This is a genomic window from Citrobacter sp. 50677481, from assembly GCF_001463265.1.
GTDB lineage: Bacteria > Pseudomonadota > Gammaproteobacteria > Enterobacterales > Enterobacteriaceae > Citrobacter_A > Citrobacter_A sedlakii.
The window spans coordinates 164,655-191,366 of the sequence record NZ_LNHZ01000057.1 but is presented as its reverse complement, the minus strand read 5'-3'; the positions used below and the strand labels follow the sequence as shown (position 1 = coordinate 191,366).

General features: G+C 53.1%; 24 protein-coding genes, 1 other RNA gene and 1 pseudogene. 13 read left to right on the top strand and 13 right to left on the bottom strand.

Features of this window, described 5'->3' with window-relative positions; genetic code table 11:
• Positions 1–68: 68 nt before the first annotated feature.
• A non-coding RNA gene (locus APU02_RS15795) (RtT sRNA) lies at positions 69–192 on the top strand.
• A gap of 103 nt (positions 193–295) precedes the next feature.
• On the opposite strand, the gene APU02_RS15790 is transcribed toward APU02_RS15795, so the two are convergent.
• From APU02_RS15790 to xapA, 3 genes are all read right to left on the bottom strand, one after another.
• On the bottom strand, positions 296–1,180 hold the full coding sequence (locus APU02_RS15790; protein ID WP_060570595.1) for a LysR family transcriptional regulator: 885 nt from the start codon (positions 1,178–1,180) through the stop codon (positions 296–298).
• Between the two features lie 96 nt (positions 1,181–1,276).
• Complete coding sequence (locus APU02_RS15785) at positions 1,277–2,533, bottom strand: nucleoside permease (RefSeq protein WP_060570593.1); 1,257 nt, start codon at positions 2,531–2,533, stop codon at positions 1,277–1,279.
• A gap of 60 nt (positions 2,534–2,593) precedes the next feature.
• Positions 2,594–3,427, bottom strand: a complete 834-nt coding sequence (gene xapA / locus APU02_RS15780) for a xanthosine phosphorylase (protein WP_060570591.1) — start codon at positions 3,425–3,427, stop codon at positions 2,594–2,596.
• 280 nt (positions 3,428–3,707) lie between these two features.
• Here xapA and APU02_RS15775 point away from each other — a divergent pair, with 280 nt between their 5' ends.
• Both APU02_RS15775 and APU02_RS15770 read left to right on the top strand, forming a co-directional pair.
• The gene (locus tag APU02_RS15775; RefSeq protein ID WP_060570589.1) at positions 3,708–4,472 is read left to right on the top strand and encodes an outer membrane protein OmpK; all 765 of its coding nucleotides are present in this window, start codon (positions 3,708–3,710) and stop codon (positions 4,470–4,472) included.
• Between the two features lie 385 nt (positions 4,473–4,857).
• Complete coding sequence (locus tag APU02_RS15770) at positions 4,858–5,856, top strand: bile acid:sodium symporter family protein (protein WP_060570587.1); 999 nt, start codon at positions 4,858–4,860, stop codon at positions 5,854–5,856.
• Here the strand turns inward: APU02_RS15770 and APU02_RS15765 are convergent.
• The 3 genes from APU02_RS15765 to zipA all read right to left on the bottom strand — a co-directional run bounded on the left by APU02_RS15765 (position 5,853) and on the right by zipA (position 9,183).
• Positions 5,853–6,071: a DUF3820 family protein gene (locus APU02_RS15765; RefSeq protein ID WP_060570586.1), complete on the bottom strand. Its 219-nt coding sequence runs from the start codon at positions 6,069–6,071 to the stop codon at positions 5,853–5,855. The genes APU02_RS15770 and APU02_RS15765 overlap by 4 nt on opposite strands.
• Position 6,072: 1 nt before the next feature.
• Positions 6,073–8,088, bottom strand: coding sequence for an NAD-dependent DNA ligase LigA (ligA, locus tag APU02_RS15760; RefSeq protein WP_060570583.1), 2,016 nt, complete (start codon positions 8,086–8,088; stop codon positions 6,073–6,075).
• Positions 8,089–8,160: 72 nt separating this feature from the next.
• Positions 8,161–9,183: a cell division protein ZipA gene (gene zipA, locus APU02_RS15755; RefSeq protein WP_060570580.1), complete on the bottom strand. Its 1,023-nt coding sequence runs from the start codon at positions 9,181–9,183 to the stop codon at positions 8,161–8,163.
• Between the two features lie 230 nt (positions 9,184–9,413).
• On the opposite strand from zipA, the gene cysZ reads away from it, so the two are divergent.
• From cysZ to crr, 5 genes are all read left to right on the top strand, one after another.
• Positions 9,414–10,175, top strand: coding sequence for a sulfate transporter CysZ (gene cysZ / locus APU02_RS15750; RefSeq protein ID WP_042290828.1), 762 nt, complete (start codon positions 9,414–9,416; stop codon positions 10,173–10,175).
• A gap of 163 nt (positions 10,176–10,338) precedes the next feature.
• Positions 10,339–11,310, top strand: coding sequence for a cysteine synthase A (gene cysK / locus APU02_RS15745; RefSeq protein ID WP_042290830.1), 972 nt, complete (start codon positions 10,339–10,341; stop codon positions 11,308–11,310).
• A 382-nt stretch (positions 11,311–11,692) separates the two neighbouring features.
• A complete protein-coding gene (gene ptsH, locus APU02_RS15735; RefSeq protein ID WP_000487600.1) occupies positions 11,693–11,950 on the top strand; it encodes a phosphocarrier protein Hpr in 258 nt (85 codons plus the stop codon).
• Positions 11,951–11,996: 46 nt separating this feature from the next.
• On the top strand, positions 11,997–13,724 hold the full coding sequence (gene ptsI, locus APU02_RS15730; protein ID WP_060570579.1) for a phosphoenolpyruvate-protein phosphotransferase PtsI: 1,728 nt from the start codon (positions 11,997–11,999) through the stop codon (positions 13,722–13,724).
• A 40-nt stretch (positions 13,725–13,764) separates the two neighbouring features.
• A complete protein-coding gene (gene crr / locus APU02_RS15725) occupies positions 13,765–14,274 on the top strand; it encodes a PTS glucose transporter subunit IIA (RefSeq protein WP_042290834.1) in 510 nt (169 codons plus the stop codon).
• A gap of 61 nt (positions 14,275–14,335) precedes the next feature.
• On the opposite strand, the gene APU02_RS15720 is transcribed toward crr, so the two are convergent.
• A complete protein-coding gene (locus APU02_RS15720) occupies positions 14,336–14,578 on the bottom strand; it encodes a hypothetical protein (RefSeq protein WP_060570578.1) in 243 nt (80 codons plus the stop codon).
• Positions 14,575–15,441, bottom strand: coding sequence for a pyridoxine/pyridoxal/pyridoxamine kinase (gene pdxK / locus APU02_RS15715; RefSeq protein WP_060570576.1), 867 nt, complete (start codon positions 15,439–15,441; stop codon positions 14,575–14,577). Before pdxK ends, APU02_RS15720 begins: the two co-directional genes overlap by 4 nt.
• Positions 15,442–15,523: 82 nt before the next feature.
• Here pdxK and ptsJ point away from each other — a divergent pair, with 82 nt between their 5' ends.
• The 5 genes and pseudogenes from ptsJ (at position 15,524) to APU02_RS15690 (ending at position 21,766) form a co-directional block, all read left to right on the top strand.
• Entirely contained in the window at positions 15,524–16,816 is a 1,293-nt protein-coding gene (gene ptsJ / locus APU02_RS15710; protein WP_060570575.1) for a transcriptional regulator PtsJ, read from the top strand.
• A 12-nt stretch (positions 16,817–16,828) separates the two neighbouring features.
• Positions 16,829–17,569: pseudogene (locus tag APU02_RS15705) on the top strand (type 1 glutamine amidotransferase).
• 55 nt (positions 17,570–17,624) lie between these two features.
• The gene (locus APU02_RS15700) at positions 17,625–17,987 is read left to right on the top strand and encodes a YfeK family protein (RefSeq protein WP_060570573.1); all 363 of its coding nucleotides are present in this window, start codon (positions 17,625–17,627) and stop codon (positions 17,985–17,987) included.
• A gap of 67 nt (positions 17,988–18,054) precedes the next feature.
• Complete coding sequence (locus tag APU02_RS15695; RefSeq protein ID WP_131729049.1) at positions 18,055–19,941, top strand: hypothetical protein; 1,887 nt, start codon at positions 18,055–18,057, stop codon at positions 19,939–19,941.
• Positions 19,925–21,766 (top strand): tetratricopeptide repeat protein, encoded by a 1,842-nt coding sequence (locus APU02_RS15690; protein ID WP_131729048.1) that lies wholly within the window; start codon positions 19,925–19,927, stop codon positions 21,764–21,766. The genes APU02_RS15695 and APU02_RS15690 overlap by 17 nt, the downstream gene beginning before the upstream one ends.
• 40 nt (positions 21,767–21,806) lie before the next feature.
• Here the strand turns inward: APU02_RS15690 and cysM are convergent, their stop codons facing one another.
• The 5 genes from cysM to cysP form a co-directional block, all read right to left on the bottom strand.
• Positions 21,807–22,718 carry a cysteine synthase CysM gene (gene cysM / locus APU02_RS15685; RefSeq protein ID WP_042290846.1) on the bottom strand — a complete coding sequence of 304 codons (912 nt, stop codon included), beginning with the start codon at positions 22,716–22,718 and terminating at the stop codon, positions 21,807–21,809.
• A gap of 66 nt (positions 22,719–22,784) precedes the next feature.
• Entirely contained in the window at positions 22,785–23,879 is a 1,095-nt protein-coding gene (cysA, locus tag APU02_RS15680) for a sulfate/thiosulfate ABC transporter ATP-binding protein CysA (RefSeq protein WP_060570568.1), read from the bottom strand.
• Positions 23,869–24,744 (bottom strand): sulfate/thiosulfate ABC transporter permease CysW, encoded by an 876-nt coding sequence (cysW, locus tag APU02_RS15675; RefSeq protein ID WP_060570567.1) that lies wholly within the window; start codon positions 24,742–24,744, stop codon positions 23,869–23,871. The genes cysA and cysW overlap by 11 nt, the downstream gene beginning before the upstream one ends.
• A complete protein-coding gene (gene cysT / locus APU02_RS15670; protein WP_042290851.1) occupies positions 24,744–25,577 on the bottom strand; it encodes a sulfate/thiosulfate ABC transporter permease CysT in 834 nt (277 codons plus the stop codon). The genes cysW and cysT overlap by 1 nt, the downstream gene beginning before the upstream one ends.
• Positions 25,577–26,593, bottom strand: a complete 1,017-nt coding sequence (gene cysP, locus APU02_RS15665; protein ID WP_042290852.1) for a thiosulfate/sulfate ABC transporter substrate-binding protein CysP — start codon at positions 26,591–26,593, stop codon at positions 25,577–25,579. Before cysP ends, cysT begins: the two co-directional genes overlap by 1 nt.
• Between the last annotated feature and the right edge of the window lie 119 nt (positions 26,594–26,712).

Below are 26,712 nucleotides of genomic sequence, written 5' to 3'. Positions count from 1 at the left end.
ATTGGTCGCAGGTTCGAATCCTGCACGACCCACCAATGTAAAAAGGCGCCCTAAAGGCGCCTTTTTGCTATATGCAAAATTAATGATTCGAACCTGCCGCAGGTTCGGGTCGAACGTAGTGAGACAACGGAGCCGCTTGCGGCGACGGCCCGAAGGGCGAGGCGAAGCCGAGTCATCCTGCACGACCCACCAATGTAAAAAGGCGCCCTAAAGGCGCCTTTTTGCTATATGCAGAATTTAATACTCGCCGTTTTGTAGGCTGGATAAGAGCATGCCATCATCCGGTAAAATGCCGCTACGCCGTTAACGACTCAATCATCCGCTCCAGTGCGGGCGTTGTTTGCTGCTTCTCATAAACCACATACAGGTCCGCCGGTATCCGCTCTTCCAGAGGTCGAAACGCCACCCCTGGCCAGTTCATCTGCGCGTATCCATCCGCCATCAGCGTGATCCCCATCCCCATGCTTATCATCGCCAACACCGTCTGCGGCTCCACCACTTCACGGATGATCATCGGGGAGAAACCCGCCTGCTGGCATACGCGCTGGAGAAATGCCCAATCGGAATGTACCGACGGAAGGGTGACGAAGTATTCATTCCGCAACGCGGCGAGGGGGATTGACTCACGAGAGGCCAACGTATGATCCTCAGGGACGGCGACCAGAAATGAAGACTCATGCAGACGCAGGCTGGTAAATCCGGAGGGAGGCTCGATCGCCATTCGCCAGATCCCGGCATCCAGTTCCCGACGCTCTAACAGCGCCATTTGCATACCCGGTGATTTTTCGCGAAAGAGTACTTCTACGTTGGGGTTTTCTTTTAGAAAACTGCGCATCGCCGGACGCATCCTCCCCCACATTGCGGTCCCGACCACGCCAAGTTCGATTCGCCCCGCCTCACCCCGCCCGATCTGTTCAACTCGCGCCATTGCCTGATTGGCACTCGCCAACAGCCGCCGGGACTCCTCCATCAGGATTTTACCCGCATGCGTTAGCGCCACGCTGCGCGAATGACGCACAAACAGCAACGTCCCCAGCTGCTGCTCGAGCTCTTTGATATGAATACTCAACGGAGGCTGCGACATGTTCAGACGCGCTGCCGCCCGGCCAAAATGCAGTTCTTCCGCAACCGCAAGAAAATACCGCAGTAGCTTGAGATCGATGCGATGCGCGCGTTCCATGATAAGTGCGTTCCAGTTTAGAGGGAGACATCGCAACGTTACCACATTGCCGCTCATAAGATAAAACGGCGGGTAGATGACCCGCCGCGAGAGAGATTAATGTGCCAGCGACCTGGCCATTAACTTTTCTGGCTCATGCTTATACTTAAAGAACAGCGCGAATATCACCGCCAGCACCAGAGCGTACGCCGCAAAGACTAACCAGATAGTTTGCCAGTCCTTCACGCCGTCAACCGAAAAATAATCTACCGCCAGGCCGCTCAGTATCGAGCCAACCCATGCGCCGACGCCATTGACCATGGTCATAAACAGCCCCTGGGCGCTGGCGCGAATTCGCGCGTCCACTTCCTGCTCCACAAAAACAGAACCTGAAATGTTAAAGAAGTCAAAGGCGCAGCCGTAGACAATCATCGACATCAGCAGCATGACAAAGCCAAACGGCGATGGGTCGCCAAAAGCAAAGAAGCCAAAGCGCAGCGTCCATGCCAGCATGCTCATCAGCATGACCGTTTTAATACCAAATCGCTTCAGGAAGAACGGGATCGTCAGAATAAAGCCCACTTCCGCCATCTGGGAAACCGAAAGCAATATTGAGGGATATTTCACCACAAAACTGTCGGCAAATTCCGGGTTGCGGGCAAAGTCATGCAGGAACGGGTTACCGAATACGTTGGTAATTTGCAGCACTGCACCCAGCATCATCGCGAAGAGAAAGAAGATCGCCATACGCGGTTTTTTGAATAGCACAAAAGCATCCAGCCCCAGCTTACTGACTAAAGATGCGGTCGCTTTCTTCTCCGCAATCGGGATCTTCGGCAGCGTAAAAGCATACATCGTTAGCAGCAGCGATGCGCCAGAAGCGATATACAACTGCGCGCTGCTAAGTTCCAGCCCCATCAGACTGACGGCCCACATCGCGACGATAAAACCAATCGTGCCGAAAACGCGAACTGGCGGGAATGCCGTCGCCGGATCCTGCCCCGCCTGCGCCAGGCAGGAATAAGAAATGCTGTTAGAGAGCGCAATTGTCGGCATGTAGGCCATCGCATTGACCAGCATTACCCAGAACATGGTGTCCGAATCAGTGACGGTCGTTGCGTACAGCAACACGCCAGCGCAAACCAGATGACACAGCATGTACGCACGTTCTGCGCGTAGCCATTTGTCCGCGATGATCCCCATAATCCCCGGCATAATAATCGCCGCCAGCCCTTTTGAGCTGTAGATCATCCCCACGTTGGCTCCGGTAAAATGTAAGGTGTTAATCATGTAAGAGCCCAGAGTCACCAACCAGCTTCCCCAGATAAAATATTGCAAAAAAGACATGATTTTTAAGCGTGTCGCAATACGCATTCTTTTCCTTCCTTGCCGTAGAGTACGACCCCGTAAGCCGGGGTCTTATTGTTATGTGCCTCAGGCCAGTTTGCGCAGGAAACCGCAAATGAGGTTGATAAAGTTTTGCCGGGAAAGTTCTGCTGCCGCGAGCGTTTGCGCATGGGAGAGCGTCACATCACCCAACCCTTCCGCCAGGTTAGTTATTGCAGAAACGGCAACCACCTTCAGTCCACAATGGCGGGCGGTAATCACCTCAGGTACCACCGACATCCCCACCACATCACCGCCAATCATTTGCATCATGCGAATCTCTGCGGCTGTTTCAAAGTTCGGTCCAGGATAAGAAACAAATACCCCTTCATTGAGGGTAAAGCCCTCTTCCGCCGCCACCGTCTGAAGAACCGAGCGATAATCGGCGTCATAAGCATTGGCCAGCGAGAAGAAACGCTCGCCAAAACGTTCGTCATTCAGCCCCACCATCGGCGTACCCGGCATGGTATTAATATGGTCGCTGAGCGCCACCAGGCTTCCTGGTCCCACTTCCGGGCGCAGCGATCCGGCAGCGTTAGTACAGAACAATAACTCGCAGCCCAGCAGCCTGAGGGTACGGATTGCGTCCGTCATAATGGTCATCCCCCGTCCTTCATAGAAGTGCCCGCGCCCTTTCATACAGGCAACCGGCACACCTGCCAGATAGCCGAGAACCAGTTCACCGGCATGACCATGAACCGTGCTTACCGGGAACCCCGGCAGCTTCTCGTACGAAATCGCCACGGCGTCTTCGATCTTTTCAGCAAGCGCGCCTAAACCAGAACCGAGAATAAAGGCCACGCGCGGCGTAAAGCCAGGTGAGTAACCGCGAATGATATCAACGCAATACCACGGATTCTGTGACAGGTCGGAATGAGTCATGGGATGTCCTTAAAAGCTACATATCGAATGAATTGTGTTCAGCACCCTCTTTTTATAGCGAGAGAGCATTGCAACTTTCCAATACACTTTCTCATGACGATCGATATGGAAATGATATCGATCGCCATAGGGCAATTAAGATCGCCTCGCTATCGATTAGTAATAATTATGTATTGGATTTCTCACCCATCACATAAATACCATACCTGTTGCTGACAAGAGCAAAATAATAAAACAATTATTCGAAAACAATCTATTTCCGGATACTGGAATATACCCTATGAATAAAAATATTATTATCTTAAGTTTTACCGCCGCGTTAACGTTACCGCAATCTGCCCACGCGGAGTTTACAGGGGGATTTGCCGATATCGGTCTTCACTACCTGGACTGGACGTCTGATACCACACACCGAACCAGCAGCAAATCCCACAAAGACGACTTTGGTTATCTGGAACTTGAAGGTGGCGCTAATTTTAGCTGGGGTGAAATATACGCTTTCTTCGACTGGGAAAATTTTTATCGCTCACGGAATGAAAAACCGGGGAGTGAACAGCGCTATACGTTTAAAAACACCAATCGTATTTATCTTCGCGATACCGGATTAAATCTTTATTTGCATGCATACGGGACCTACGGTTCCCCCAATCATATTCATTTCCATGATGACATGTTTTTGTATGGTCTGGGATATAACTTTACCGGCACGGGTTATTGGTTAAAGCCATTTATTGCAAAACGCTATACCGACCAGACATATTATAGCGGTGACAATGGTTACGTAATGGGATGGGTTGCCGGATACAGTTTTACTCTCGGAAGCGAGAAATTCACCCTCACCAACTGGAACGAATACGAGTTTGATCGCGACCCCGCCTATGCCGCCGGAAACGGAGGCAAAGATGGCATGAATGGCGCCGTGGCGGTATGGTGGAACGCAACCCCGCACCTGACGGCAGGCATTCAGTACCGCTACGCTGATAATAAGCTGGGAGAGTCGTTCCTTCAGGATGGGGTTATCTACTCGGCGAAATTTAACTTCTGACTGCAGGGCTGCCAAAGGCTGGCATTGCTGAAGTTTTGCGCTCCTGTGTCGATATCTTGATGGTCCGTCATTTCGGAACAGGTGCGCGCTATGAAGACCCGTAATATATCCATCCCTTCCTTGCAAAACTGCGGCGGCGGGGCAAAAACCACCGCTGGCAACCAGCAGACAAACGTATATATCTGATTGAACGCCCACGCAGGCACAACGCACCTTTCACCCGGCAGGGAAAAGTACTATGCCCTTACTCGCTAACGCTTCTTTCCTGGGCATCAGCGACATGCGGTGTATACTCTATCGATTCCATTAATATGCAGACGCAGTACGCCTTTGTTATTTCTGTAGTCGATACACACACTGTCAGTACTGAATCCCTGGAGTCGTTATGACGCTTTTTCGTATTCTTGATCCGTTTACGCTGACACTGATCGCCGTTGTTTTGCTGGCGTCGTTTTTTCCCGCAGAAGGGGCTTTTGTCCCTGTCGTCGAAGGCGTGACGACCGCCGCCATTGCGCTGTTGTTCTTTATGCATGGCGCGAAGCTCTCGCGCGAAGCCATTATCGCGGGCGGAAGCCACTGGCGCTTACACCTGTGGGTGATGTGCAGCACCTTTATCCTGTTCCCTGTGCTCGGCGTACTGTTTGCCTGGTGGGCGCCCGTCAACGTCGATCCGATGCTCTACACCGGTTTCCTGTATCTCTGCATTCTGCCTGCCACCGTCCAGTCGGCTATCGCCTTTACTTCGCTGGCCGGCGGCAACGTGGCGGCGGCGGTCTGCTCCGCATCGGCGTCAAGCCTGTTGGGGATTTTCCTTTCGCCACTGCTGGTCGGCCTGGTGATGAACATGCACGGCGCGGAAGGCAGTCTGGAGCAGGTCGGTAAAATCATGCTGCAACTGCTGCTGCCCTTTGTCCTTGGTCATCTTTCCCGACCATGGATCGGTAAATGGGTGGCGAAAAATAAGAAATGGATTGCGAAAACCGACCAGACATCCATCCTGCTGGTCGTTTACTCTGCCTTCAGCGAAGCGGTGGTTAACGGTATCTGGCACAAGGTAGGCTGGGGGTCGCTGCTGTTTATCGTCGTTGTCAGTATTGTGCTATTAACTGTCGTGATTGCGGTAAACGTTTTTGTCGCCCGCAAATGCGGCTTCAATAAAGCGGATGAAATCACCATCGTATTCTGCGGCTCAAAAAAGAGCCTCGCCAACGGTATCCCCATGGCCAACATTCTGTTTCCAACGTCGGTGATCGGCATGATGGTATTACCGCTGATGATCTTCCACCAGATTCAACTGATGGTCTGTGCGGTAATGGCACGCCGCTACAAGCAGCAGACCGAAAAAATGCAGGCGCAGCAGGAGAGCCGCGCCGCGAAAGTTTAAAGCGGCCGTTTCAGGGGCTGAACCAGCTGCGTCAGCCCCTCGGTTTTAATGAGCAGCGCAATTTGCATCAGTTCGCCCAGTTTACCCGGCGGAAATTCATCCTTGCGGGCAAACCACAGTAAATACTCCTCCGGCACATCAATCAACCGGCGCCCTTTATATTTCCCGAACGGCATCACCGTGTTGGCGATCTCAATGAGCTGCTCTTTTTCCATCTCAGGCACCCAGCAGGCGGAGCATTTCCGCTTCGTCAATGACCTCGATGCCCAGCTCCTGGGCTTTCGCCAGCTTCGATCCTGCCGCTTCACCGGCAATCACCAGATCGGTTTTTTTCGACACACTGCCCGCCACTTTCGCCCCAAGAGCCACCAGACGCGCTTTGGCGTCATCACGGGACATCTGGCTCAGGCTGCCGGTCAGAACCACCGTTTTACCGGCGAAGGGGCTGTCGATTTCTGCGGGATTGATTGCAACCGGCGCAGGCCAGCGCACGCCTTCCGCCAGTAGTTGGCCAATAACCTCGCGGTTGCTCTCTTCCGCAAAGAAATTGAACACATGGGTCGCCACCACAATTCCCACGTCAGGCACTTTCTGCAACTCGTCTATCGACGCCGCTTCTAAGGCGTCAAGCGTACCGAAGTACGCGGCTAATCCCGCGGCGGTCGCTTCACCGACTTCGCGAATACCCAGCGCATAAAGAAAACGCGCGAACGTTGTCTCCTTCGCCTTTTCCAGCGCGGCCACCACGTTTTGCGCCGACTTCGGCCCCATGCGGTCCAGCCCGGTCAGTTTTCCTGCCGTCAGCCGGAACAGATCCGCAGGCGTATGCACATACTCTTTCTCAACCAACTGGTCGATAATTTTGTCGCCCATTCCGTCAACGTCCATCGCCCGACGGGAAACGAAATGCTTCAGCGACTCTTTCCGCTGCGCGCCGCAGATTAAGCCGCCGGTACAGCGGGCAACGGCTTCGCCTTCCACGCGCTCGACGTCAGAACCGCAAACCGGGCACTGGGCCGGAAATTCAACCGGACGCGTATCATCCGGACGGTCGGAGAGCACCACATTGACGACCTGCGGGATCACGTCGCCCGCCCGGCGAATAACCACTTTGTCGCCAATCCGCAGCCCAAGACGGGCGATTTCATCGGCATTGTGCAGCGTGGCGTTACTGACCAACACGCCAGCCACCTGTACGGGCTCCAGCCGCGCGACAGGCGTGATGGCGCCCGTACGCCCCACCTGAAATTCCACGTCGCGGACAAAGGTCATCTGTTCCTGGGCCGGGAATTTAAACGCCACTGCCCAGCGCGGCGCGCGGGCAACGTAGCCAAGCTGTTCCTGCAGCGCCAGTGAGTTCACTTTGATCACCACGCCGTCAATATCGAAGCCCAGCGTTGGGCGATCTTCTTCCACCTGGCGGTAGAACGCCAGAACCGCTTCCGGAGAATCGCACAGCGTAACGCGATTACTCACCGGCAATCCCCACGCCTTAAACTGCATCAGTCGGCCCAGGTGGGTATCGGGCAATTCGCCCCCTTCCAGGATACCAACGCCGTAACAGAAGAAAGTCAGCGGTCGCTTCGCTGTAATACGCGGGTCAAGCTGGCGTAGCGAACCCGCGGCCGCATTACGCGGGTTCGCGAAGACTTTGCTCCCGGTACGACGCGCCTCTTCGTTGATTTTTTCAAAACCGGCCTGGGGCAGAAAGACTTCTCCGCGCACTTCCAGACGCTCAGGAATGTTATCGCCATGCAGACGTAGCGGGATGGCGCGGATGGTGCGCACGTTGGTGGTAATGTCTTCCCCGGTGGTTCCGTCGCCACGGGTTGCGGCTCTGACCAATATGCCGTTTTCATACAGAATGCTGACCGCCAGACCATCGAGCTTTAGCTCGCAGCACCAGGTGAGTTTATCGGTGCTTTTTAGGCGATCCTGAACGCGTTTGTTAAACGCCAGGAAGCTCTCTTCGTCAAACACGTTGTCCAGCGACAGCATCGGTACTTCATGACGAATCTGGCTGAACGAGGCCAACGGCGCCGCCCCAACCCGCTGGGTAGGCGAGTCCGGGGTGATCAACTCCGGGTGCCGGGCTTCCAGCTCGCGCAGCTCGCGCATCAGACGATCGTACTCCGCGTCGGGCACTTCCGGCGCATCCATCACATGGTAAAGATACTCATGATGGCGAAGCGTGGTTCGCAGTTCTGTCAGTTGTTGTTCGATTGATTCCATATCGCACCATCAATGATAAAAAACCCCCGACAGGCGGGGGTTCAGAAAAGTATGTGTCGTGCCTTTAGTGTATCAGGCGTTAGCGTCTTTCACTTCGCGGATGCGGTCCTGATACTCACGCAGTTTTTGCGGCGTCATCATCCGGCGCTGGTCGTCCAGCACTACGCCACCCACTTCATCAGCGATATGCTGCGCAGACTGAAGCATCAGCTTAAAGTTTTGCAGTTCGTCGCCATAAGACGGCACCTGCATGAAAATGGTCACGCCAGGCGTGGTGAAGTCGGTCATTTCCGGGTCAAAGGTTCCCGGATTAACCATATTCGCCAGGCTGAACAACGCCGGACCACTGCCGTCGGGACTCAGGTGGCGGTGGAAGATATTCATGTCGCCGAATTTGAAGCCCGCTTGCTGGATACTGTTGAGCAGGACGTCGCCATTCAGTTCGCTACCGTGATGAGCGGCAACGTTCATGATGATTACCGCTTCTTTACGCTGCGGTTTTTCTGGCGCAGGGGCCGGCGTTTCTTCTACCACCGGTTCTGGTTGCGGCTCTGCTACTGGCTCAGCCGGCTGGAATGCTTGCGAAGCCGCCTGCGGCGCTGGCGAAGCGGGCTGCTGAACAGGCTGTACCTGAGGCGCGGCAGTTTGCTGCGCCTCAGGCGCAGGTTGTTGCGGCGCGGCCTGCGGCTGAATGGGTTGCTGCGGGGCAGGCTGCGGCTGAACCGGCTGTACCGGACGCGGAGCGTGCTGCGGCGGCACCGTCGCGTCAGGCGGCGGCGCGACCGGCTGACGCGGCTGCGCAGACGCATAAGGCGGCTGGTACTGGTGTTGCGGCGACTGGCGAGGGGCTTCATGCTCCTGCGGGCTGCCGGGGGCATGATTCACGCGGTGAACACGAACTTCACCCACGCCTTCGTCAGCGTCGATATCGTCGTCAAACGGCTCATCGTCGCGTTTTGATTTCATGCGTTTCAGTGGACGATCGCGGAACATAGAAGATCGTTCTTTACGGCTGGTCCAGAAACCATGTACCAGTAAAGCGATTATGGCGATCGCGCCAACAATGATTAATATCAGACGCAAATCCTGCATCATTATATTCTCTGTTGTTCTAACACCTTGCCACCACGGCAAACATTTACTCACTAAGAGTATTTGCCGATTACGTCAAGTGCAAGTGTACTCTTAGCTTTCCCGGCATAAAGATGAAGGAAATCGTGCTTTTTGCTGTTTTTTCGAACATTTCCGAACTGTCCTGAGCGCAATTACCCGGTAAGATACCCGGGTTCACTTAGGACTAATACTAAAAGGAGTCTGTCCTGACTATGGTGTCATCATCCGTCACCGCACCACGCAGCGGTGTGTACTACTTCGCTCAGGGGTGGAAGCTGGTCTCGCAACCCGGGATCCGCCGTTTTGTTATTTTGCCCCTGCTGGTCAATATCGTGCTGATGGGCAGCGCCTTCTGGTGGCTGTTTACCCAACTGGATGCCTGGATCCCGTCGTTAATGCGGCATGTCCCGGACTGGCTGCAGTGGCTGAGTTATCTGCTCTGGCCGATCGCCGTGATCTCGGTGGTGTTGGTCTTTGGCTATTTCTTTTCGACGGTCGCCAACTGGATTGCCGCACCGTTTAACGGTCTGTTGGCGGAACAGTTAGAAGCGCGTCTGACCGGGGCCACGCCGCCAGATACTGGCGTGCTGGGCATCATGAAAGATCTGCCGCGCATCATGAAACGCGAATGGCAAAAATTCGCCTGGTATTTACCGCGCGCCATCGTCCTGCTGATCCTCTATTTCATTCCCGGTATTGGTCAAACTGTCGCCCCGGTGCTCTGGTTCTTGTTCAGTGCCTGGATGCTGGCGATCCAGTATTGCGATTATCCTTTCGATAACCATAAAGTGCCGTTTAAAGAGATGCGTTCTGCCCTGCGCGCGCGCAAGGTCACCAATATGCAGTTTGGCGCGCTCACCAGCCTGTTTACCCTTATCCCGGTGCTGAATCTTTTTATCATGCCGGTTGCAGTGTGCGGCGCAACGGCGATGTGGGTCGATTGCTATCGCGCGAAGCATGCCTTGTGGAAATAATGTAAAGATGAGACGCCAGCCGCTGGTATATGCCGTTTCTTATTCCATACTGATCGTCATTATTTCCTCATAGCATATAGATATGCGAAATCCTTACTTCCCCCTATCCGTCTGACGGGTATGCTGGGAAGGTATCCCAATTTCATACAGTTAAGGACAGGCCATGAGTAAGATTTTTGAAGATAACTCGCTGACTATCGGTCATACGCCGCTGGTTCGACTGAACCGCATCGGTAACGGACGCATTCTGGCGAAGGTGGAGTCACGTAACCCGAGCTTCAGCGTGAAGTGCCGTATCGGTGCCAATATGATTTGGGATGCCGAAAAACGCGGCGTACTGAAACCGGGCGTGGAACTGGTTGAACCGACCAGCGGCAACACCGGTATCGCACTGGCTTACGTCGCTGCCGCGCGCGGCTATAAGCTGACGCTAACCATGCCGGAAACGATGAGCATCGAGCGCCGCAAGCTGCTGAAAGCGCTGGGTGCGAATCTGGTGCTGACCGAAGGCGCGAAAGGCATGAAGGGCGCGATTCAGAAAGCGGAAGAGATTGTCGCCAGCGATCCGGCGAAATACCTGCTGCTTCAGCAGTTCAGCAACCCGGCGAACCCGGAGATACATGAAAAAACCACCGGCCCGGAAATCTGGGAAGATACCGATGGTCAAGTGGATGTGTTTATTTCTGGCGTGGGTACAGGCGGTACGCTGACTGGCGTATCCCGCTACATCAAAGGCACAAAGGGTAAAGCAGACCTCATCACTGTCGCCGTCGAACCGACTGATTCTCCGGTTATCGCGCAGGCCCTGGCTGGCGAAGAGCTGAAGCCAGGCCCGCACAAAATTCAGGGCATCGGCGCGGGCTTTATTCCAGGCAACCTTGATCTCAAACTGATTGATAAAGTCATTGGCATCACCAATGAAGAGGCGATTTCTACCGCACGCCGTCTGATGGAAGAAGAAGGAATTCTGGCGGGCATCTCCTCCGGCGCAGCCGTCGCTGCCGCGCTTAAATTGCAGGAAGATGAAACCTTTACCAATAAGAATATTGTGGTTATCCTACCGTCCTCGGGTGAGCGTTATCTGAGCACCGCATTGTTTGCCGATCTCTTTACTGAGAAAGAACTGCAACAGTGATGCCAGCTTGTTAAAAACGCGTAAAAAAGCACCTTTTCAGGTGCTTTTTTGTGGCCTGCTTCAAACTTTCACCCCACCTGGCATTGATTCACCCCGTTGGGTCTGGTATTTAACCTGACTAATTATTTTGAAGCGCGAAATTAATCGTTACAGGAAAACTCCCTGCTGAATCGATTTTATGATTTGGTTCAATTCTTGATTTCGCGGCATAATGTTTAATGACGAGCGAAACGTCAGCGGCCAGAAGTTGCCTGCAACGGATTGCGTATAACACCTGGTGTGTCGCGTCCGTTTACGTCGGCACTAACAATACAGGCTAAAGTCGAACCGCCAGGCTAGACTTTAGTTCCACAACACTAAACCTATAAGTTGGGGAAATACAATGTTCCAGCAAGAAGTTACCATTACCGCTCCGAACGGTCTGCATACCCGCCCTGCTGCTCAGTTTGTTAAAGAAGCGAAAGGCTTCACGTCTGAGATTACTGTGACTTCCAACGGCAAAAGCGCAAGCGCAAAAAGCCTGTTCAAACTGCAAACTCTGGGTCTGACTCAGGGCACCGTTGTCACCATTTCTGCGGAAGGTGAAGACGAGCAGAAAGCGGTTGAACATCTGGTCAAGCTGATGGCGGAACTGGAATAAGTTTTTCCGGGTTCTTTTAAAAATCAGTCACAAGTAAGGTAGGGTTATGATTTCAGGCATTTTAGCATCCCCGGGTATCGCTTTCGGCAAGGCACTTTTGCTGAAAGAAGACGAAATCGTCATTGACCGGAAAAAAGTTTCTGCCGACAAGGTTGATCAGGAAGTTGAACGTTTTCTGAGCGGTCGTGCCAAGGCATCTGCGCAATTAGAAGCGATCAAAACCAAAGCTGGTGAAACGTTCGGTGAAGAAAAAGAAGCCATCTTCGAAGGGCATATCATGCTGCTCGAAGATGAGGAGCTGGAGCAGGAAATCATAGCCCTGATTAAAGATAAGCACATGACGGCTGACGCAGCTGCGCATGAAGTTATCGAAGGTCAGGCCACTGCCCTGGAAGAACTGGATGATGAATACCTGAAAGAACGTGCGGCTGATGTGCGTGATATCGGTAAGCGCCTGCTGCGCAACATCCTGGGTTTGGCGATCATCGACCTGAGCGCAATCAAAGACGAGGTTATCCTGGTTGCCGCTGACCTGACCCCGTCCGAAACCGCACAGCTGAACCTGCAAAAAGTGCTGGGTTTCATCACCGACGCGGGCGGCCGTACCTCCCACACCTCAATCATGGCGCGTTCTCTTGAACTGCCTGCTATCGTGGGTACCGGCAGCGTTACCTCTCAGGTTAAAAACGACGACTATCTGATTCTGGATGCCGTAAACAACCAGGTTTATGTCAACCCGACTAACGAAGAAATTGAAAAACTGCGCGCCGTGCAGGAACAGGTTGCCACCGAGAAAGCGGAACTGGCGAAACTGAAAGATCTGCCGGCAATCACCCTGGATGGCCATCAGGTTGAAGTGTGCGCAAACATCGGTACCGTACGTGACATCGAAGGCGCAGAGCGTAACGGCGCCGAAGGCGTTGGCCTGTATCGTACTGAATTCCTGTTTATGGACCGCGACGCGCTACCGACTGAAGAAGAACAGTTTGCGGCGTACAAAGCTGTTGCTGAAGCCTGCGGCTCTCAGGCAGTTATCGTGCGTACTATGGACATCGGCGGCGACAAAGAGCTGCCGTACATGAATTTCCCGAAAGAAGAGAACCCGTTCCTGGGCTGGCGCGCTGTGCGTATCGCCATGGATCGCAAAGAGATCCTGCGTGACCAGGTTCGCGCTATCCTGCGCGCGTCCGCTTTCGGTAAACTGCGCATTATGTTCCCGATGATCATCTCTGTTGAAGAAGTGCGCGCACTGAAGAAAGAGATCGAAATCTACAAACAGGAACTGCGTGACGAAGGTAAAGCATTTGACGAAGCAATCGAGATTGGCGTGATGGTGGAAACACCGGCTGCGGCGACGATTGCGCGTCATTTAGCCAAAGAAGTTGATTTCTTTAGTATCGGCACCAATGATTTAACGCAGTACACGCTGGCAGTTGACCGTGGTAATGATATGATTTCACATCTTTACCAGCCAATGTCACCGTCCGTGCTGAACTTGATCAAGCAAGTTATTGATGCTTCTCATGCAGAAGGTAAATGGACTGGCATGTGTGGTGAGCTTGCAGGCGACGAACGTGCTACACTTCTGTTGCTGGGGATGGGTCTGGACGAATTCTCTATGAGCGCCATTTCTATCCCGCGCATTAAGAAGATTATCCGTAACACGAACTTCGAAGATGCGAAGGTGTTAGCAGAGCAGGCTCTTGCTCAACCGACAACGGACGAGTTAATGACGCTGGTTAACAAGTTCATTGAAGAAAAAACAATCTGCTAATCCACGAGATGCGGCCCAATTTACTGCTTAGGAGAAGATCATGGGTTTGTTTGATAAACTGAAATCTCTGGTTTCTGATGATAAGAAAGACACCGGAACTATTGAGATTGTTGCTCCGCTCTCTGGCGAGATCGTCAACATCGAAGACGTGCCGGATGTAGTTTTTGCGGAAAAAATCGTTGGTGATGGTATCGCCATCAAACCAACCGGTAACAAAATGGTCGCGCCTGTTGACGGTACCATCGGCAAAATCTTTGAAACCAACCATGCGTTCTCTATCGAATCCGATAGCGGTATCGAGCTGTTCGTTCACTTCGGTATCGACACCGTTGAGCTGAAAGGCGAAGGCTTCAAGCGTATCGCGGAAGAAGGCCAGCGCGTGAAAGTGGGTGACCCGGTCATCGAATTCGATCTGCCGCTGCTGGAAGAAAAAGCCAAGTCCACTCTGACGCCGGTCGTCATCTCCAACATGGACGAGATCAAAGAACTGACCAAACTGTCCGGTAGCGTGACCGTGGGTGAAACTCCGGTTATCCGCATCAAGAAGTAATTCTTGCCGCAGTGAAAAATAGCGCCTTCCGGCGCTATTTTTTTATCCGCCAATTTCACCTTTACAGCAGCGTGGCGGTGACCGGACGATAGCACTTCTCGCGCATCAGGATTTTCATGCCGTCCGGTCCACTTTCCAGCATCCGTTTTTCGGCGTCTGCGACCAGCAATTCGCACTGATACCCGCCCGCAATGCCAAACATGGCGCGCGCCACGCAAATATCCGCCAGCGCATCCACTCCACTGGTGTCGAAATGACCGACCACCCGCCCTTGTTGACGAACCACTAAGCGATAACTTTTCATTGCGCCTCCCCTGTCGGCGGCAGTATTAATTCGTCGCAGCCGCATTGTTGGGTCCACATCATGACGTCCAGCACCCTTTCTGCCGCCAGTTGTGTGGCTCGGGTTAACGTCATGTCACGTACAATGCCGCTCACCAGCTCCGCACAGAACAGATCGCCAGTGCCTTTCAGATCGGTTTCTACCCGTGGATGTTCAATAATATCCACCGATTCAGCCGTCACCACCGCCACGTTGATAGCGTCACGGTTTTGTCCGGGAGCACTGGTGATCACAATCCACTTCAGCGTATCGGTGAGCAGCGACCTCGCCGCAATCACTGCCTCGTCAAGCGTACCGCACGGTTTGCCGCTCAGCATGTGCAGTTCAAAGACATTTGGCGTCAGCCCATGCGCCACTGGCAGCAGATGCTGACGGTAAGCCTCCGGGATTTCCGCTTTCACATACATACCGCTGTCCACGTCCCCTATCACCGGATCAACCAAAATAGTGATATTGGGGTGGTGCTGGCGCACGTTCTGCAACCATTGCGCCAACAGGACGATTTGCTCTGCGCTGCCCATGTAACCGGTGGTCACCGCCTTCAGCTCGCGCAGGGCGTCGCGCTCACTCAGCGCCTGTAAATAGCCGTTAAACCAGTCGGCAGGAATAATGCCGCCATAAAACGTCTCGTAATGCGGCGTATTACTGAACAGCACCGTAGGTACCGCCGTGACGCGCAAACCTTTTGCCTTAATAGCCGGCACCGCGATGCTGTTACCCACGCTGCCGTACACCACCTGTGACTGAACGGCGACGATGTCGGTTTGTAACGCCCGATGGCTATCGCTAAAAAGCACTGACTGTATATCACTCTCCTGCGCCATAAACATCTCCTCTCACTGGACAGCGGGCTGGCGCCTCACTATTATCGTCATATGCTAAAATTCATTTTGTCATAGGTCAATAATGATCGACGGAAAAACCGCCAGCGAAATCTTTGACAGCATCCGCCAGCATATCACCAGCGGAGCGTTACGTTCGGGGGATACCTTACCTCCCGTGCGTGAACTGGCCCAGGCACTGAACGTCAACCGAAATACTGTCGCTGCGGCCTACAAACGGCTGGTCATCTCCGGGCTGGCGCTGAGTCAGGGGCGCAACGGCACGGTGATAAACGGCGCCTCTGCGCCAGTTGCGCTGGAAGGAAGCGATCCGCACACTCCGCTTGTCGATCTTTCCGGCGGCAATCCCGCAGCGGATCGTCTGCCCGAGCTGGGACGCTATCTAAAAACGCTCACGCATACTCACCGCTTGTACGGCGATGAAGCGTTATCGCCCGCGTTACAAGAGTGGGCGCAAACATGGATGAAGGATGCCACCCCTGCCGAAGGCGAAATTGATATTACCAGCGGCGCCATTGATGCCATTGAACGTCTGCTGAGCGCCCACCTGCTGCCGGGCGACAGCGTGGCGGTGGAAGATCCGTGCTTTCTGAGCAGCATTAATATGCTGCGCTACAGCGGTTTTCGCGCCACGCCCGTGCGCGTTGACGAGGAAGGCATGCAACCGGACATGCTGGAGCAGGCCTTACGCCTGGGCGCACGCGCGGTGATTATTACCCCACGCGCGCATAATCCAACCGGATGCAGCCTGAGCGCCACGCGTGCCGCCGCGTTACAAAACATACTTGCCCGCTACCCGCAGGCGTTAGTCATTATCGACGATCATTTCGCCCTGCTCTCGACATCAGCCTGGCATCCGGTTATCGCCGCGGAAACCCTGCGCTGGGCGGTGGTGCGTTCAATGTCGAAAACGCTCGGCCCGGACCTGCGTCTCGCCATCGTTTCCAGCGATCCGCTGACGTCGCAGAAACTGCGTCTGCGCCTGAACGCGGGCAGCCAGTGGGTCAGTCATCTACTTCAGGATCTCGCTTCTGCCTGCCTGAACGACAGTGATTTTCAGCGTTCACTGAACCATACCCGGCAGTTTTATGCGTCCCGCCAGCAAAAGCTGGCCGGGGCGCTGGGCCAGTATGGCCTGGCCGTACCGCCGGGCGACGGTCTGAATCTGTGGCTGCCACTGAAGGACATCAGTCAGAAAACCGCTTTTATGCTGGCAAAATCAGGCTGGCTGGTGCGCGAAGGTGAGGCGTTTGGCGTGAACGAACCTGCACACGGTCTGCGTATCACGCTGTCGACACTGAGCGACAGCGATATCAACACCCTGGCGGCTGATATTTATCAGGCGCTGAATGGCTAACAGGAGAAGAGCGTGCGAGTACATTTTGTTGTTCACGAATCATTTGAATCCACCGGCGCCTATCTGCCATGGGCAGAACAACGGGGCTATACCCTCTCATAGTCTCGCGTTTATGCCGGAGAACCCGTGCCGAAGAACGCGGACGGCTTTGACATGCTGGTTGTATTTGGCGGCCCTCAGTCGCCGCGAACAACGCTTGCAGAATGTCCGTACTTTGACTCGCTGGCGGAACAGCATCTCATTAATCAGGCGATAAGCGCCGGACGTATTGTGGTGGGCATCTGTCTTGGCGCGCAATTGATTGGCGAAGCATTGGGCGCAAAGGTCTGCAAAAGCCCGGAAAAAGAGATCGGTCATTTCCCTATTACGCTGACCGCAGCAGGCAAAGAGCATCCGTTTTTCTCTCACTTTGATTCTCCACTGAGTGTCGGTCACTGGCATAACGATATGCCGGGATTAACCGATCAGGCGACCGTCATTGCGAAGAGTAAAGGCTGTCCGCGACAAATTGTGCAGTTTGGTCATTTCATTTACGGCTTCCAGTGCCACATGGAATTTACCGCCGAGTCCGTCGAAGGGTTAATTAGGCACTCCCAACAGGAGCTGGCGGAAGCCGCAGGGAAAACGTTCATCCGTTCGGTAAAGGAAATGCGCGAATGGAATTACCAGGAAATGAATGAAACGCTGTGGCGGTTTCTGGATAAACTTCTGCAAGCACATTCAGAAAATTACCCCGGTCGCAGGTGCAACTAAACGCAGGACGCCTTGTCAGAACAACGAAGGATTTCTTATCGCAAGGAAAAGTGGAATGAAAAGAATCGCCTGTACGCTATTTGCTCTCCTGTTAACTCTTCCGGTCTGGGCGAAGCTGAATGCCCATGAAGAGGCACGCATCAGCGCCATGCTTGATGCACTGGCGCAAAAAAAGGATTTAATCTTCGTGAGAAACGGCGATTCACATAATTGTGATGAAGCAGTATCCCACCTGCGCCTGAAGCTGGGGAATACCCGCAACCGTATTGATACCGCAGAACAATTCATTGATAAAGTCGCCTCCTCTTCATCGATTACCGGCAAACCCTACATTGTGCGAATTTCGGGTAAAAATGATGAAAATGCCAAACCTTATCTGCACGCACTGATCGCGGAAACAGATAAAACCCTTAACTAATTTTCTCAACGAATCGGTTAGAACATTCCCTAACCGATAGTTTTACCATTGCCAAAGAGATAATGTCATGGCAAATACTTTATTGAAGTTTGTTTTACCTGTTTTATCATTAATGATAAGTCACAATGTGGTTGCCGCAGAAAATAATCGCTGTGATTTCTCTATCAGTCAGCAATCCCCTTCGACACAAATTACCTCACTGATGAATCAATTACCGGATGTGGTTAAAACCGGTAACAAAGAATCCGTCGGGAATTTCGTCGACAGCATCTGGAATGAACTGCATGCATCCTGTGCTAATTTCGAAGACGCGAATGCGGTAGTATGGCGCCTCACTCAGGCGCTGGATGAAACCGCTCAGTATGAAAAAGCCATTGAATTAAATAAAAAAGCGGCAGAGGCGACCACCAATGTTGATCAGCATCAGCGTTTTATTCGCAAAGCGACCACGCAAGCGATGCTGGCTGGTAAAGAAAGTGAAGCACAGCAGTTCATTAAAACGTATCTTTCCATCAAAAACCTCCCCGCTGAGATGTGGCAACTGGATGATGCGAATAATCAGTTAAATTATGCTCTTGCCCATCTGACGGTGCCGTTAACCGCCGGGCGCTGGACGCTGGCAAAAATATATTCTACCGGTCAACGTGATGGCGCGTCAGTGATTCGTTTTACTAACAATGGCGATGGGATCTATAACGTCGCAGACAACTATGTTTCCGCTGACATAACGCTCCACTACCGGGGATCTAATGACACTGAGCATTCAGTAAAAACAACGCAGATAAAACGACCCTGGCTTTATACAACAGCAGAGGATGCTGAGCTTTCGGCAAAATTACCTGATTTCCCAGGCGAAAATATTAAACAAATAAAATCAGCTCAACGTTATAGCGTCGCCGGGGATAGCGTGACGACGGCAATATGGCAAATAACGCAAGGATCGTGGGAAATGGCGGTTCAGGCAACATTTCAGACAGCGCACAGCGAAAATGCCCTTCAGCAACTGTCTTCACTGTTTACAAAAATAAAATGGCCGCAGGCAGACACGCTTCCCCCCATTCAGAAAGAACTGGATGCACTGACAAAAACAACTTACCGTACCACGGCCGAATGGAATAACGCTGCCCGACAGGCAAACTTACTGCTTCCGGCGGCAAAATTCCCGCTTGAAAAAGCAAGAGTCAACGCCATTCTCGGTATCCATTCATACCGGCAAAATAAACTGGAGAAAGCCTGGTCATATCTTCAATATGCTCGCGCCGCTTATTCGCAAACCTTAACGACTCAAACCGAAGATAACTATGGTTCGCAAGCGCTTCTGATGTACCTGACGGACATTGCTTACCGGACGAAAAAGAAGACCTATACCGAACTGGTGAAACAATCATTAAGGCATTCGCCAATGGATAGCCATTGGGTTTTTGATCCTGTTATCCCAGAAATATTCAACAAAAAAAGCCAGTTACGCTTTCCCTTTAACGTCGGCATTTTCCATGCCTCAGCATTCACGTATATCGAAGGAACCGTTGTTTATTCTGCAGCGAAATATGGCTATTCGACTGAGTTTTCCGCCGGGTTGACGGAATTGTCTGAAGTCAATGTGCCGAACATTATCAAAGCTAAAGTCAAACGCCTTCAGGAAGAAGAACGACAAAAAATAACTATAGCGGACAAAGACCTGCATAAAACAACCTATCCCTTTAGTTTACAGGGACAGAAGAAAATGGCGACAAAGTGGTCGGTCAAATGGTACAGCGATAGCGAAAAAACAGAAAAATCACTGATCTACTGGACGTTTCCTTACCAGAGCGGTTATGGCGCGATCCTTGCGGTGGTCGATAACAAGGACAACGCGGTATTGCCCGAGCTGGATAAATTTGCCAAACAACTGGCACAGTACTCTGCCCCTGCATCGTCGTCAGTTTCTGGAGAACGTAATGATGTTTCTAACTAACAGGCACGTTTTATTCGCTCTGGTTTGTTCCTTTGTCGCGCCAACGTTTGCCGCAGCCACCTCATCTCCTGTTGAACGAAATGAACTGTGCCAAAAGCTACCCTATTACGACCAAGAGCAACAATATCTGATACGGCGCCAGCAACTCGACAGCTACAAGGAAGCAATGGGATTAATTCAGCAGGGAGATTTTATTACTGCACAGCGGGCGCTACTGTCCAGTCTGGAAAAAATGAAGGTAAGCTGTGACATTAACCACTATGAGTTGTCATCAGAACTGGATACCCTGGCATGGCTGTTGGAAAAAAAACACCGCTACGCTGAAGCACAGAGCCTGTTCGAAAATGCACTACCGCTGGCAGAATATGATGATTTCATTAAAGGATTTTTAATTTCTGCCGCTAAATATGCCTGGTTCGCAGAAAAACAAACGGATGCCATCCTTTTAATTAAACGTGTGTATTCCGGCGAAGGAGGTAAAAAAATCTCACCTGATCTTTGGCACATAGACGAAAAAAATAACCAACTGTCCTGGCGGGTGGCTAATATGCGCTTCCCTGTTATTAACGCAAAGAAATGGTTGCTGGTTGATATTGACTCGGGTGAAACCCGGGATTACCCGACAGACCTGACCTACATATTATCATCCGGTGGAAAGATTCGCTTCACGATGACCTATAATGAAGTCGAAAAAGAAGACTCAATGGTATCACCTGAGGATAAAAACGTTGCGCCGCCCGTAACAGATATCGGCCATATACCAGATTTCCCGGTGGATAAAAATCTCCAGCAGAAATTTGTTGTAGCAGCAGAGGAACAAATTTCCGTCACATGGAAAATTAAGCAAGGTGACTGGCGGGTCACCATAAAAGCGAAAATTCCTGAAAGCGACAGCCAGGCCGCAATAAAGTCGATTGCTGATTTGTTTGCGCAGATTAAATGGGATAATCCGCCAAAACTCTATCACCAGCAAACGATGCGCTCGATTGAAGCTGAATTGTATCCTCTTGGGGTAGGACTGTCCGCGCCTGATGCTCCTGATGAGAACTGGGACAAAGCCAGGATCATCGCGCAAAAAGGGTTACAGATCGCCGCATTCCCGGCTGAATATCAAAAATTTTACAGCATTACAGGCCTTGCGGATTATCGTAAGGGAAAGTATGCCGATGCCAGTCAGGCGTTCGAAAAAGCGCGGGCGCAGTTCCCCTATACTCATAACGACTGGGACTACGAAAAAATTTTATTCTACTCAGCGCTCAGTGCATTACGTTTTGAAGAAGGGAAAGACGGTTATGAGCTTCTGGCGAAATATATCCAGGCAGCCGGCCTCATTGGCGATAGCCAGCAGTGGAGCGTAGACACCGCGCACGGGGCGATAAGAGAAAATAAAGATGATGGATTGATTTTTCCCTTACTCACTGCCCAGACAATACTGGAGTATGCAGGGACGGATTATCTCCTGTATTCCTCTGAAAAAAATCCAGACAGTTTCCTGGTTCAGATATTACCGTCAGATACGTCGCCAAAAGCATTTATCCTGCAGCGTCTGAAAATGGCGAAAGATCAGACGGAAGGCATTAAATTCGAGCACACCGCACAGGATATTTCAGGGAGTCAGAACAACGCCGTGCGTTGGGTCTTCCATAAAGAGGAATCCATCAGAGATTACCTGTCGCCGGATGACGGTGTTTACTGGTTTATTCCCTGGCAGGGAAAGACCATTGCTGTTTTTCCCAGAACGTATGACCGCAAAGCGCCTGCGGCAGAGAAAACGGATAACTTCGTTCGTGAACTGCTGACTGCTGATTTAAAAGAAAAAGCCTAATCTACGTCAAACCGGTCAGTGACACACTGACCGGCATTGGTTATATCCCCGCCCCCTGGCTGAAATGCTCTTCGCCAAACACACCCGTGGAAAGGTAACGATCGCCACGATCGCAGATAATCGCCACAACGACGGCGCCCGGCGTCGCCTGCGCCACACGAATCGCCCCGGCCACCGCGCCACCGGAACTGACACCGCAGAAAATCCCTTCCCGCACCGCCAGCTCGCGCATGGTGTTTTCCGCAGCCTGCTGATGAATATCCAGTACCTCGTCAACCAGCGAGGCGTTAAATATTCCCGGCATATATTCCGCAGGCCAACGGCGGATCCCCGGAATGCTGCTGCCCTCTTCCGGTTGCAGGCCAACGATGGTGACAGGCTTCGCCTGCTCGCGCAGAAAACGCGACACGCCAGTGATTGTGCCGGTCGTGCCCATACTGGAGACAAAATGGGTGATGCGCCCGGCAGTTTGCTGCCAGATCTCCGGCCCGGTGGTGCTGTAATGCGCCAGCGGGTTATCAGGGTTGTTAAACTGATCGAGCAGTTTACCCTCTCCGCGTTCTGACATGGCTAACGCTAAGTCGCGCGCCCCTTCCATGCCCTGCTCTTTGCTGACCAGAATCAGCTCTGCGCCATAAGCGCGCATTGCCGCGCGTCGCTCCTGGCTCATGTTGTCCGGCATCAGCAGGGTCATGCGGTAGCCTTTCAGCGCGGCAATCATCGCCAGCGCAATCCCGGTATTTCCACTGGTTGCTTCAATGAGTACGTCGCCTGGTTTAATTTCCCCGCGCTTTTCCGCCTGCACGATCATCGATAGCGCAGCGCGATCTTTCACCGACCCGGCGGGATTGTTACCTTCCAGTTTGAGCCAGATTTCACTGCCGTTGTCCGGCCCCATCCGCTGCAATTTCACCAAAGGCGTATTGCCGATTGTTTGTTCTAGTGTGTTCACGTCTTTTGTCCAACTCAATGCCCGATGGCGCTACGCTTATCGGGCCTGGGTAAAATCATCCCGGGATTACGCTATTTCTGCCAATACCACATCTTCATGGCGCTCAATGCGCTGCTCGCCATTATACAGCCGGGCATTTTGCAGGCCGACAAACAGGCGTTCGCCGCGCGCCGGGGTATCGTCGCCCTGCATCACCACCGTCAGCGGTTCGTTATACCACCCCAGCGGCTGCACGACTAACTGGGTATAGTGGCCTTTCGGGCTGGCTTCGATCACCTGTACCGGCAATGGCGAGTCGAGACTGGTACGACGGCTAATGTCCACTTCCCACGGACGCAGGAACAGATCGACCGGCCCCTGATACGCAGGGGTATAACCCAGCGGCCAGCGGTGCGCGCCGACGTGGAACTGCGCGCCGCGAACAGTGCCCTGCAGTCGGTTCACCTCGCCCATAAACTCCAGCACGAAGCGGGTGGCCGGTTCGCGCCAGACCTGATCCGGCGCGTCGGCCTGTTCAATATGGCCCTGGCTCATCACCACCACCCGGTCCGCCACTTCAGTCGCTTCTTCCTGATCGTGGGTCACAAACACGCTGGTGAATTTCAGCTCTTCATGCAACTGACGCAGCCAGCGCCTGAGCTCTTTACGCACCTGGGCATCCAGCGCGCCGAAGGGTTCGTCGAGCAATAAAATTTGCGGCTCAACGGCGAGCGCGCGCGCCAGCGCCACCCGCTGTTTCTGCCCGCCGGAAAGTTGCGCCGGAAAACGATCCGCCAGGTGCGCAAGTTGCACCATTTCCAGCAGTTTGGTCACTTTCGTCTTGATAGCGGCCGCATTCGGTCGTTCACGACGCGGCAGCACCGTCAGGCCAAAAGCGATGTTGTCAAAGACGGTCATATGGCGAAACAGCGCGTAGTGCTGAAACACAAACCCGACCTTACGGTCGCGAGCATGCAGGCGGCTGACATCAGTGCCGTGAAAACGAATATGCCCGCTGCTCTGGTGCTCCAGCCCGGCGATAATCCGCAGCAGCGTGGTTTTACCAGAGCCGGACGGCCCCAGAAGCGCCACCATCTGACCAGAAGGAATATCCAGCGAGATATCGTTCAGCACCTGGGTGCGACCAAAAGACTTCTTAATATTGGCAATCTCAATGCTCATGATGTTCCTCCTGTTGCGCGCGTTTTTCCTGATTCTCCAGGCGCCATTGCAACATGCTCTTTAAAAACAGGGTAATAATCGCCATCAGCGTCAGCAGCGCGGCGGCGGTAAAGGAGCCAACGGTGTTATAGTCCTGCTCCAACAGTTCAATCTGTAACGGCAGCGACAGCGTTTCGCCGCGAATTGAGCCGGACACCACCGACACCGCGCCAAATTCGCCAATCGCCCGGGCGTTGGTCAGTACCACGCCGTACAGCAGCGCCCAGCGGATATTGGGCAGCGTTACGCGGCGGAACATCTGCCAGCCGGAAGCGCCGAGCAAAATCGCCGCCTCGTCCTCCTGACTACCCTGACTGAGCATCACCGGCACCAGTTCTCGCACCACAAACGGACAGGTGACAAAGATAGTGACCAGCACCATCCCCGGCCAGGAGAACATAATTTGCAGGTTATGCTCGTCCAGCCAGCCGCCCAGCGGGCCGTTGGAACCATAGAACAGCAGATACACCAGCCCGGCGACCACCGGCGATACCGCAAACGGAATATCCAGCAGCGTGAGCAAAAGCTGGCGACCGGGAAAGTTAAAACGCGTCACCAGCCAGGCCAGCAGAACGCCAAACACCAGGTTCACCGGCACCGCGATCAGCGCAATCAGCACCGTCAGCCAGATGGCATGGAGCATGTCCGGGTCAGATAAATTCTCAATAACCGGCATCAGCCCACGGCTGAACGCCTGTACGAAGATGTAAATCATCGGCACCAGCAAAATGAACGCTGAAACCAGCATACCGACGCCAATCAGAAGCCATTTTCCCCAGTTAATGCGGGGAGCGTCATAACGCTTCAATTGAGTAACTTCCGCCATTAGTGACCTACCACGCGTCGGCCAAAGCGACTTTGCAGAGTGTTAATCGAAAACAGCAGCAGCAGCGAAGCCGCGAGGATCACCGAAGCGATCGCGCTGGCGGCGGGGTAATCAAATTCCTGCAACCGCACGAAAATCATCAGCGACGTCACTTCCGTTTTCCAGGCGATATTCCCGGCGATAAAAATCACCGCCCCGAACTCGCCGAGGCTGCGGGTAAAGGACAGGGCAACTCCCGCCACCAGCGCAGGCGACAGTTCCGGTAGCACGACTTTACGAAAACTTTGCAGACGCGTTGCGCCCAGCGTTTCCGCCGCTTCTTCATATTCCGGGCCCAGTTCTTCCAGCACCGGCTGCACGGTGCGTACCACAAACGGAATGCTGGTAAAGGCCATCGCCACCGCAATCCCCAGCCAGGTATACGTAACTTTGATGTCGACGCTCGCCAAAAACTGGCCGTAAAAACCATTGACTGAAAACAGTGAGGCCAGCGTCAAACCTGCGACAGCGGTTGGCAAGGCGAACGGCAGATCCATCAGCGCGTCCAGCAGCGTGCGACCCGGGAAACGGTAGCGGGTTAAGATCCACGCCATCAGCAGGCCAAATACGCCGTTAAAAATCGACGCCACGAACGCCGCCAGCAACGTCACTTTATAGGCTGCGACCACCTGCGGGTTAGTGATGACCTCCCAGTATTGCGCCCAGCTCATCTGCGAGAGCTGCATCACCAGCGCGCTCAGCGGCAACAGCAAAATCAGGCAGACGAACAGCAGGCTGGTGCCCAGGCTTAAGGTAAAGCCCGGCAGTACGCGTCTGGAGGAGACAGCAAACATTACTTACGCCCCGCCGCCAGCAGTTTGTCCAGTTCGCCGCCGCTGGCGAAATGGGTTTTCATGACATCCGGCCAGGCGCCAAACTTATCTTCCACGCGGAACAGTTCGGTCTGTGGGAATTGATCCTTCAGCTTATCCATGACTTCCGGGTTATTCACCCGGTAATAAAAACCGGTAATGATGGTCTGTGCCTGTGGGCTATACAGCCAGTTCAGGTACGCTTTCGCCGCTTTTTCCGTCCCGTTGGCTTGCACATTTTTATCGACCCACGCGACCGGGAATTCCGCCAGAATGTTGGTTTTCGGGATCACCACTTCAAAGCCCTGCGCTTCGTACTGTTTACGGATGTTGTTCACTTCGGACTCGAAGCTTATCAGCACATCGCCCAGCCCGCGTTCGGCGAACGTGGTGGTGGCGCCGCGTCCGCCGGTATCAAACACTTCGACGTTCTTCAGGAACTGAGTCATGAACTGCTCGGTTTTGGCTTTGTCGCCACCGTCAGCATTATCTGCCGCGCCCCAGGCCGCCAGATAGGTATAGCGCGCGTTACCGGAGGTTTTGGGGTTTGGGAAGATCAGCTTCACGTCGGAGCGCACGAGATCGTTCCAGTCCTGAATGTTTTTCGGATTGCCTTTACGCACCAGGAAGCCCATCGTGGAATAGAATGGCGAGCTGTTGTTCGGCAAACGGCTCTGCCAGTCCGCCGGGATCAGCTTGCCTTTATCATGCAGGATCTGCACGTCAGTGACCTGGTTATAGGTGACCACATCAGCTTTTAACCCCTGCAAAATCGCCAGCGCCTGTTTTGAAGAACCGGCATGAGACTGTTTGATGGTCAGCTTGTCGCCGCCGTTATCTTTCGCCCACTGTTGTTCAAATGGCGGGTTAAGGGCGGCAAACAGCTCACGGGAAACGTCATAGGAGCTGTTAAGCAGTTCCGTCGCCTGCGCCTGCCCGACCAGCAACAGCGACGCAACCAGCGCCAGAGAGTTCTTTTTCAGTAAGTTAACGGCCATTGCGCACCCTTATAAAATTAATGACTTTCTAATAGCCATAATATTTATAACCAGTGTGAAAGGAGTAACGGTTTTATATACCGTTTGCTGATTTGAAAGTTGAAAAGGGAATAAGAGAA

Bases quoted from the DNA above. Each gene is read 5' to 3' on its own strand.
- APU02_RS15790 (WP_060570595.1), bottom strand. From the start codon at position 1,180: ATGGAACGCGCGCATCGCATCGATCTCAAGCTACTGCGGTATTTTCTT.
- APU02_RS15785 (WP_060570593.1), bottom strand. From the start codon at position 2,533: ATGCGTATTGCGACACGCTTAAAAATCATGTCTTTTTTGCAATATTTT.
- xapA (WP_060570591.1), bottom strand. From the start codon at position 3,427: ATGACTCATTCCGACCTGTCACAGAATCCGTGGTATTGCGTTGATATC.
- APU02_RS15775 (WP_060570589.1), top strand. From the start codon at position 3,708: ATGAATAAAAATATTATTATCTTAAGTTTTACCGCCGCGTTAACGTTA.
- APU02_RS15770 (WP_060570587.1), top strand. From the start codon at position 4,858: ATGACGCTTTTTCGTATTCTTGATCCGTTTACGCTGACACTGATCGCC.
- APU02_RS15765 (WP_060570586.1), bottom strand. From the start codon at position 6,071: ATGGAAAAAGAGCAGCTCATTGAGATCGCCAACACGGTGATGCCGTTC.
- ligA (WP_060570583.1), bottom strand. From the start codon at position 8,088: ATGGAATCAATCGAACAACAACTGACAGAACTGCGAACCACGCTTCGC.
- zipA (WP_060570580.1), bottom strand. From the start codon at position 9,183: ATGATGCAGGATTTGCGTCTGATATTAATCATTGTTGGCGCGATCGCC.
- cysZ (WP_042290828.1), top strand. From the start codon at position 9,414: ATGGTGTCATCATCCGTCACCGCACCACGCAGCGGTGTGTACTACTTC.
- cysK (WP_042290830.1), top strand. From the start codon at position 10,339: ATGAGTAAGATTTTTGAAGATAACTCGCTGACTATCGGTCATACGCCG.
- ptsH (WP_000487600.1), top strand. From the start codon at position 11,693: ATGTTCCAGCAAGAAGTTACCATTACCGCTCCGAACGGTCTGCATACC.
- ptsI (WP_060570579.1), top strand. From the start codon at position 11,997: ATGATTTCAGGCATTTTAGCATCCCCGGGTATCGCTTTCGGCAAGGCA.
- crr (WP_042290834.1), top strand. From the start codon at position 13,765: ATGGGTTTGTTTGATAAACTGAAATCTCTGGTTTCTGATGATAAGAAA.
- APU02_RS15720 (WP_060570578.1), bottom strand. From the start codon at position 14,578: ATGAAAAGTTATCGCTTAGTGGTTCGTCAACAAGGGCGGGTGGTCGGT.
- pdxK (WP_060570576.1), bottom strand. From the start codon at position 15,441: ATGGCGCAGGAGAGTGATATACAGTCAGTGCTTTTTAGCGATAGCCAT.
- ptsJ (WP_060570575.1), top strand. From the start codon at position 15,524: ATGATCGACGGAAAAACCGCCAGCGAAATCTTTGACAGCATCCGCCAG.
- APU02_RS15700 (WP_060570573.1), top strand. From the start codon at position 17,625: ATGAAAAGAATCGCCTGTACGCTATTTGCTCTCCTGTTAACTCTTCCG.
- APU02_RS15695 (WP_131729049.1), top strand. From the start codon at position 18,055: ATGGCAAATACTTTATTGAAGTTTGTTTTACCTGTTTTATCATTAATG.
- APU02_RS15690 (WP_131729048.1), top strand. From the start codon at position 19,925: ATGATGTTTCTAACTAACAGGCACGTTTTATTCGCTCTGGTTTGTTCC.
- cysA (WP_060570568.1), bottom strand. From the start codon at position 23,879: ATGAGCATTGAGATTGCCAATATTAAGAAGTCTTTTGGTCGCACCCAG.
- cysW (WP_060570567.1), bottom strand. From the start codon at position 24,744: ATGGCGGAAGTTACTCAATTGAAGCGTTATGACGCTCCCCGCATTAAC.
- cysT (WP_042290851.1), bottom strand. From the start codon at position 25,577: ATGTTTGCTGTCTCCTCCAGACGCGTACTGCCGGGCTTTACCTTAAGC.
- cysP (WP_042290852.1), bottom strand. From the start codon at position 26,593: ATGGCCGTTAACTTACTGAAAAAGAACTCTCTGGCGCTGGTTGCGTCG.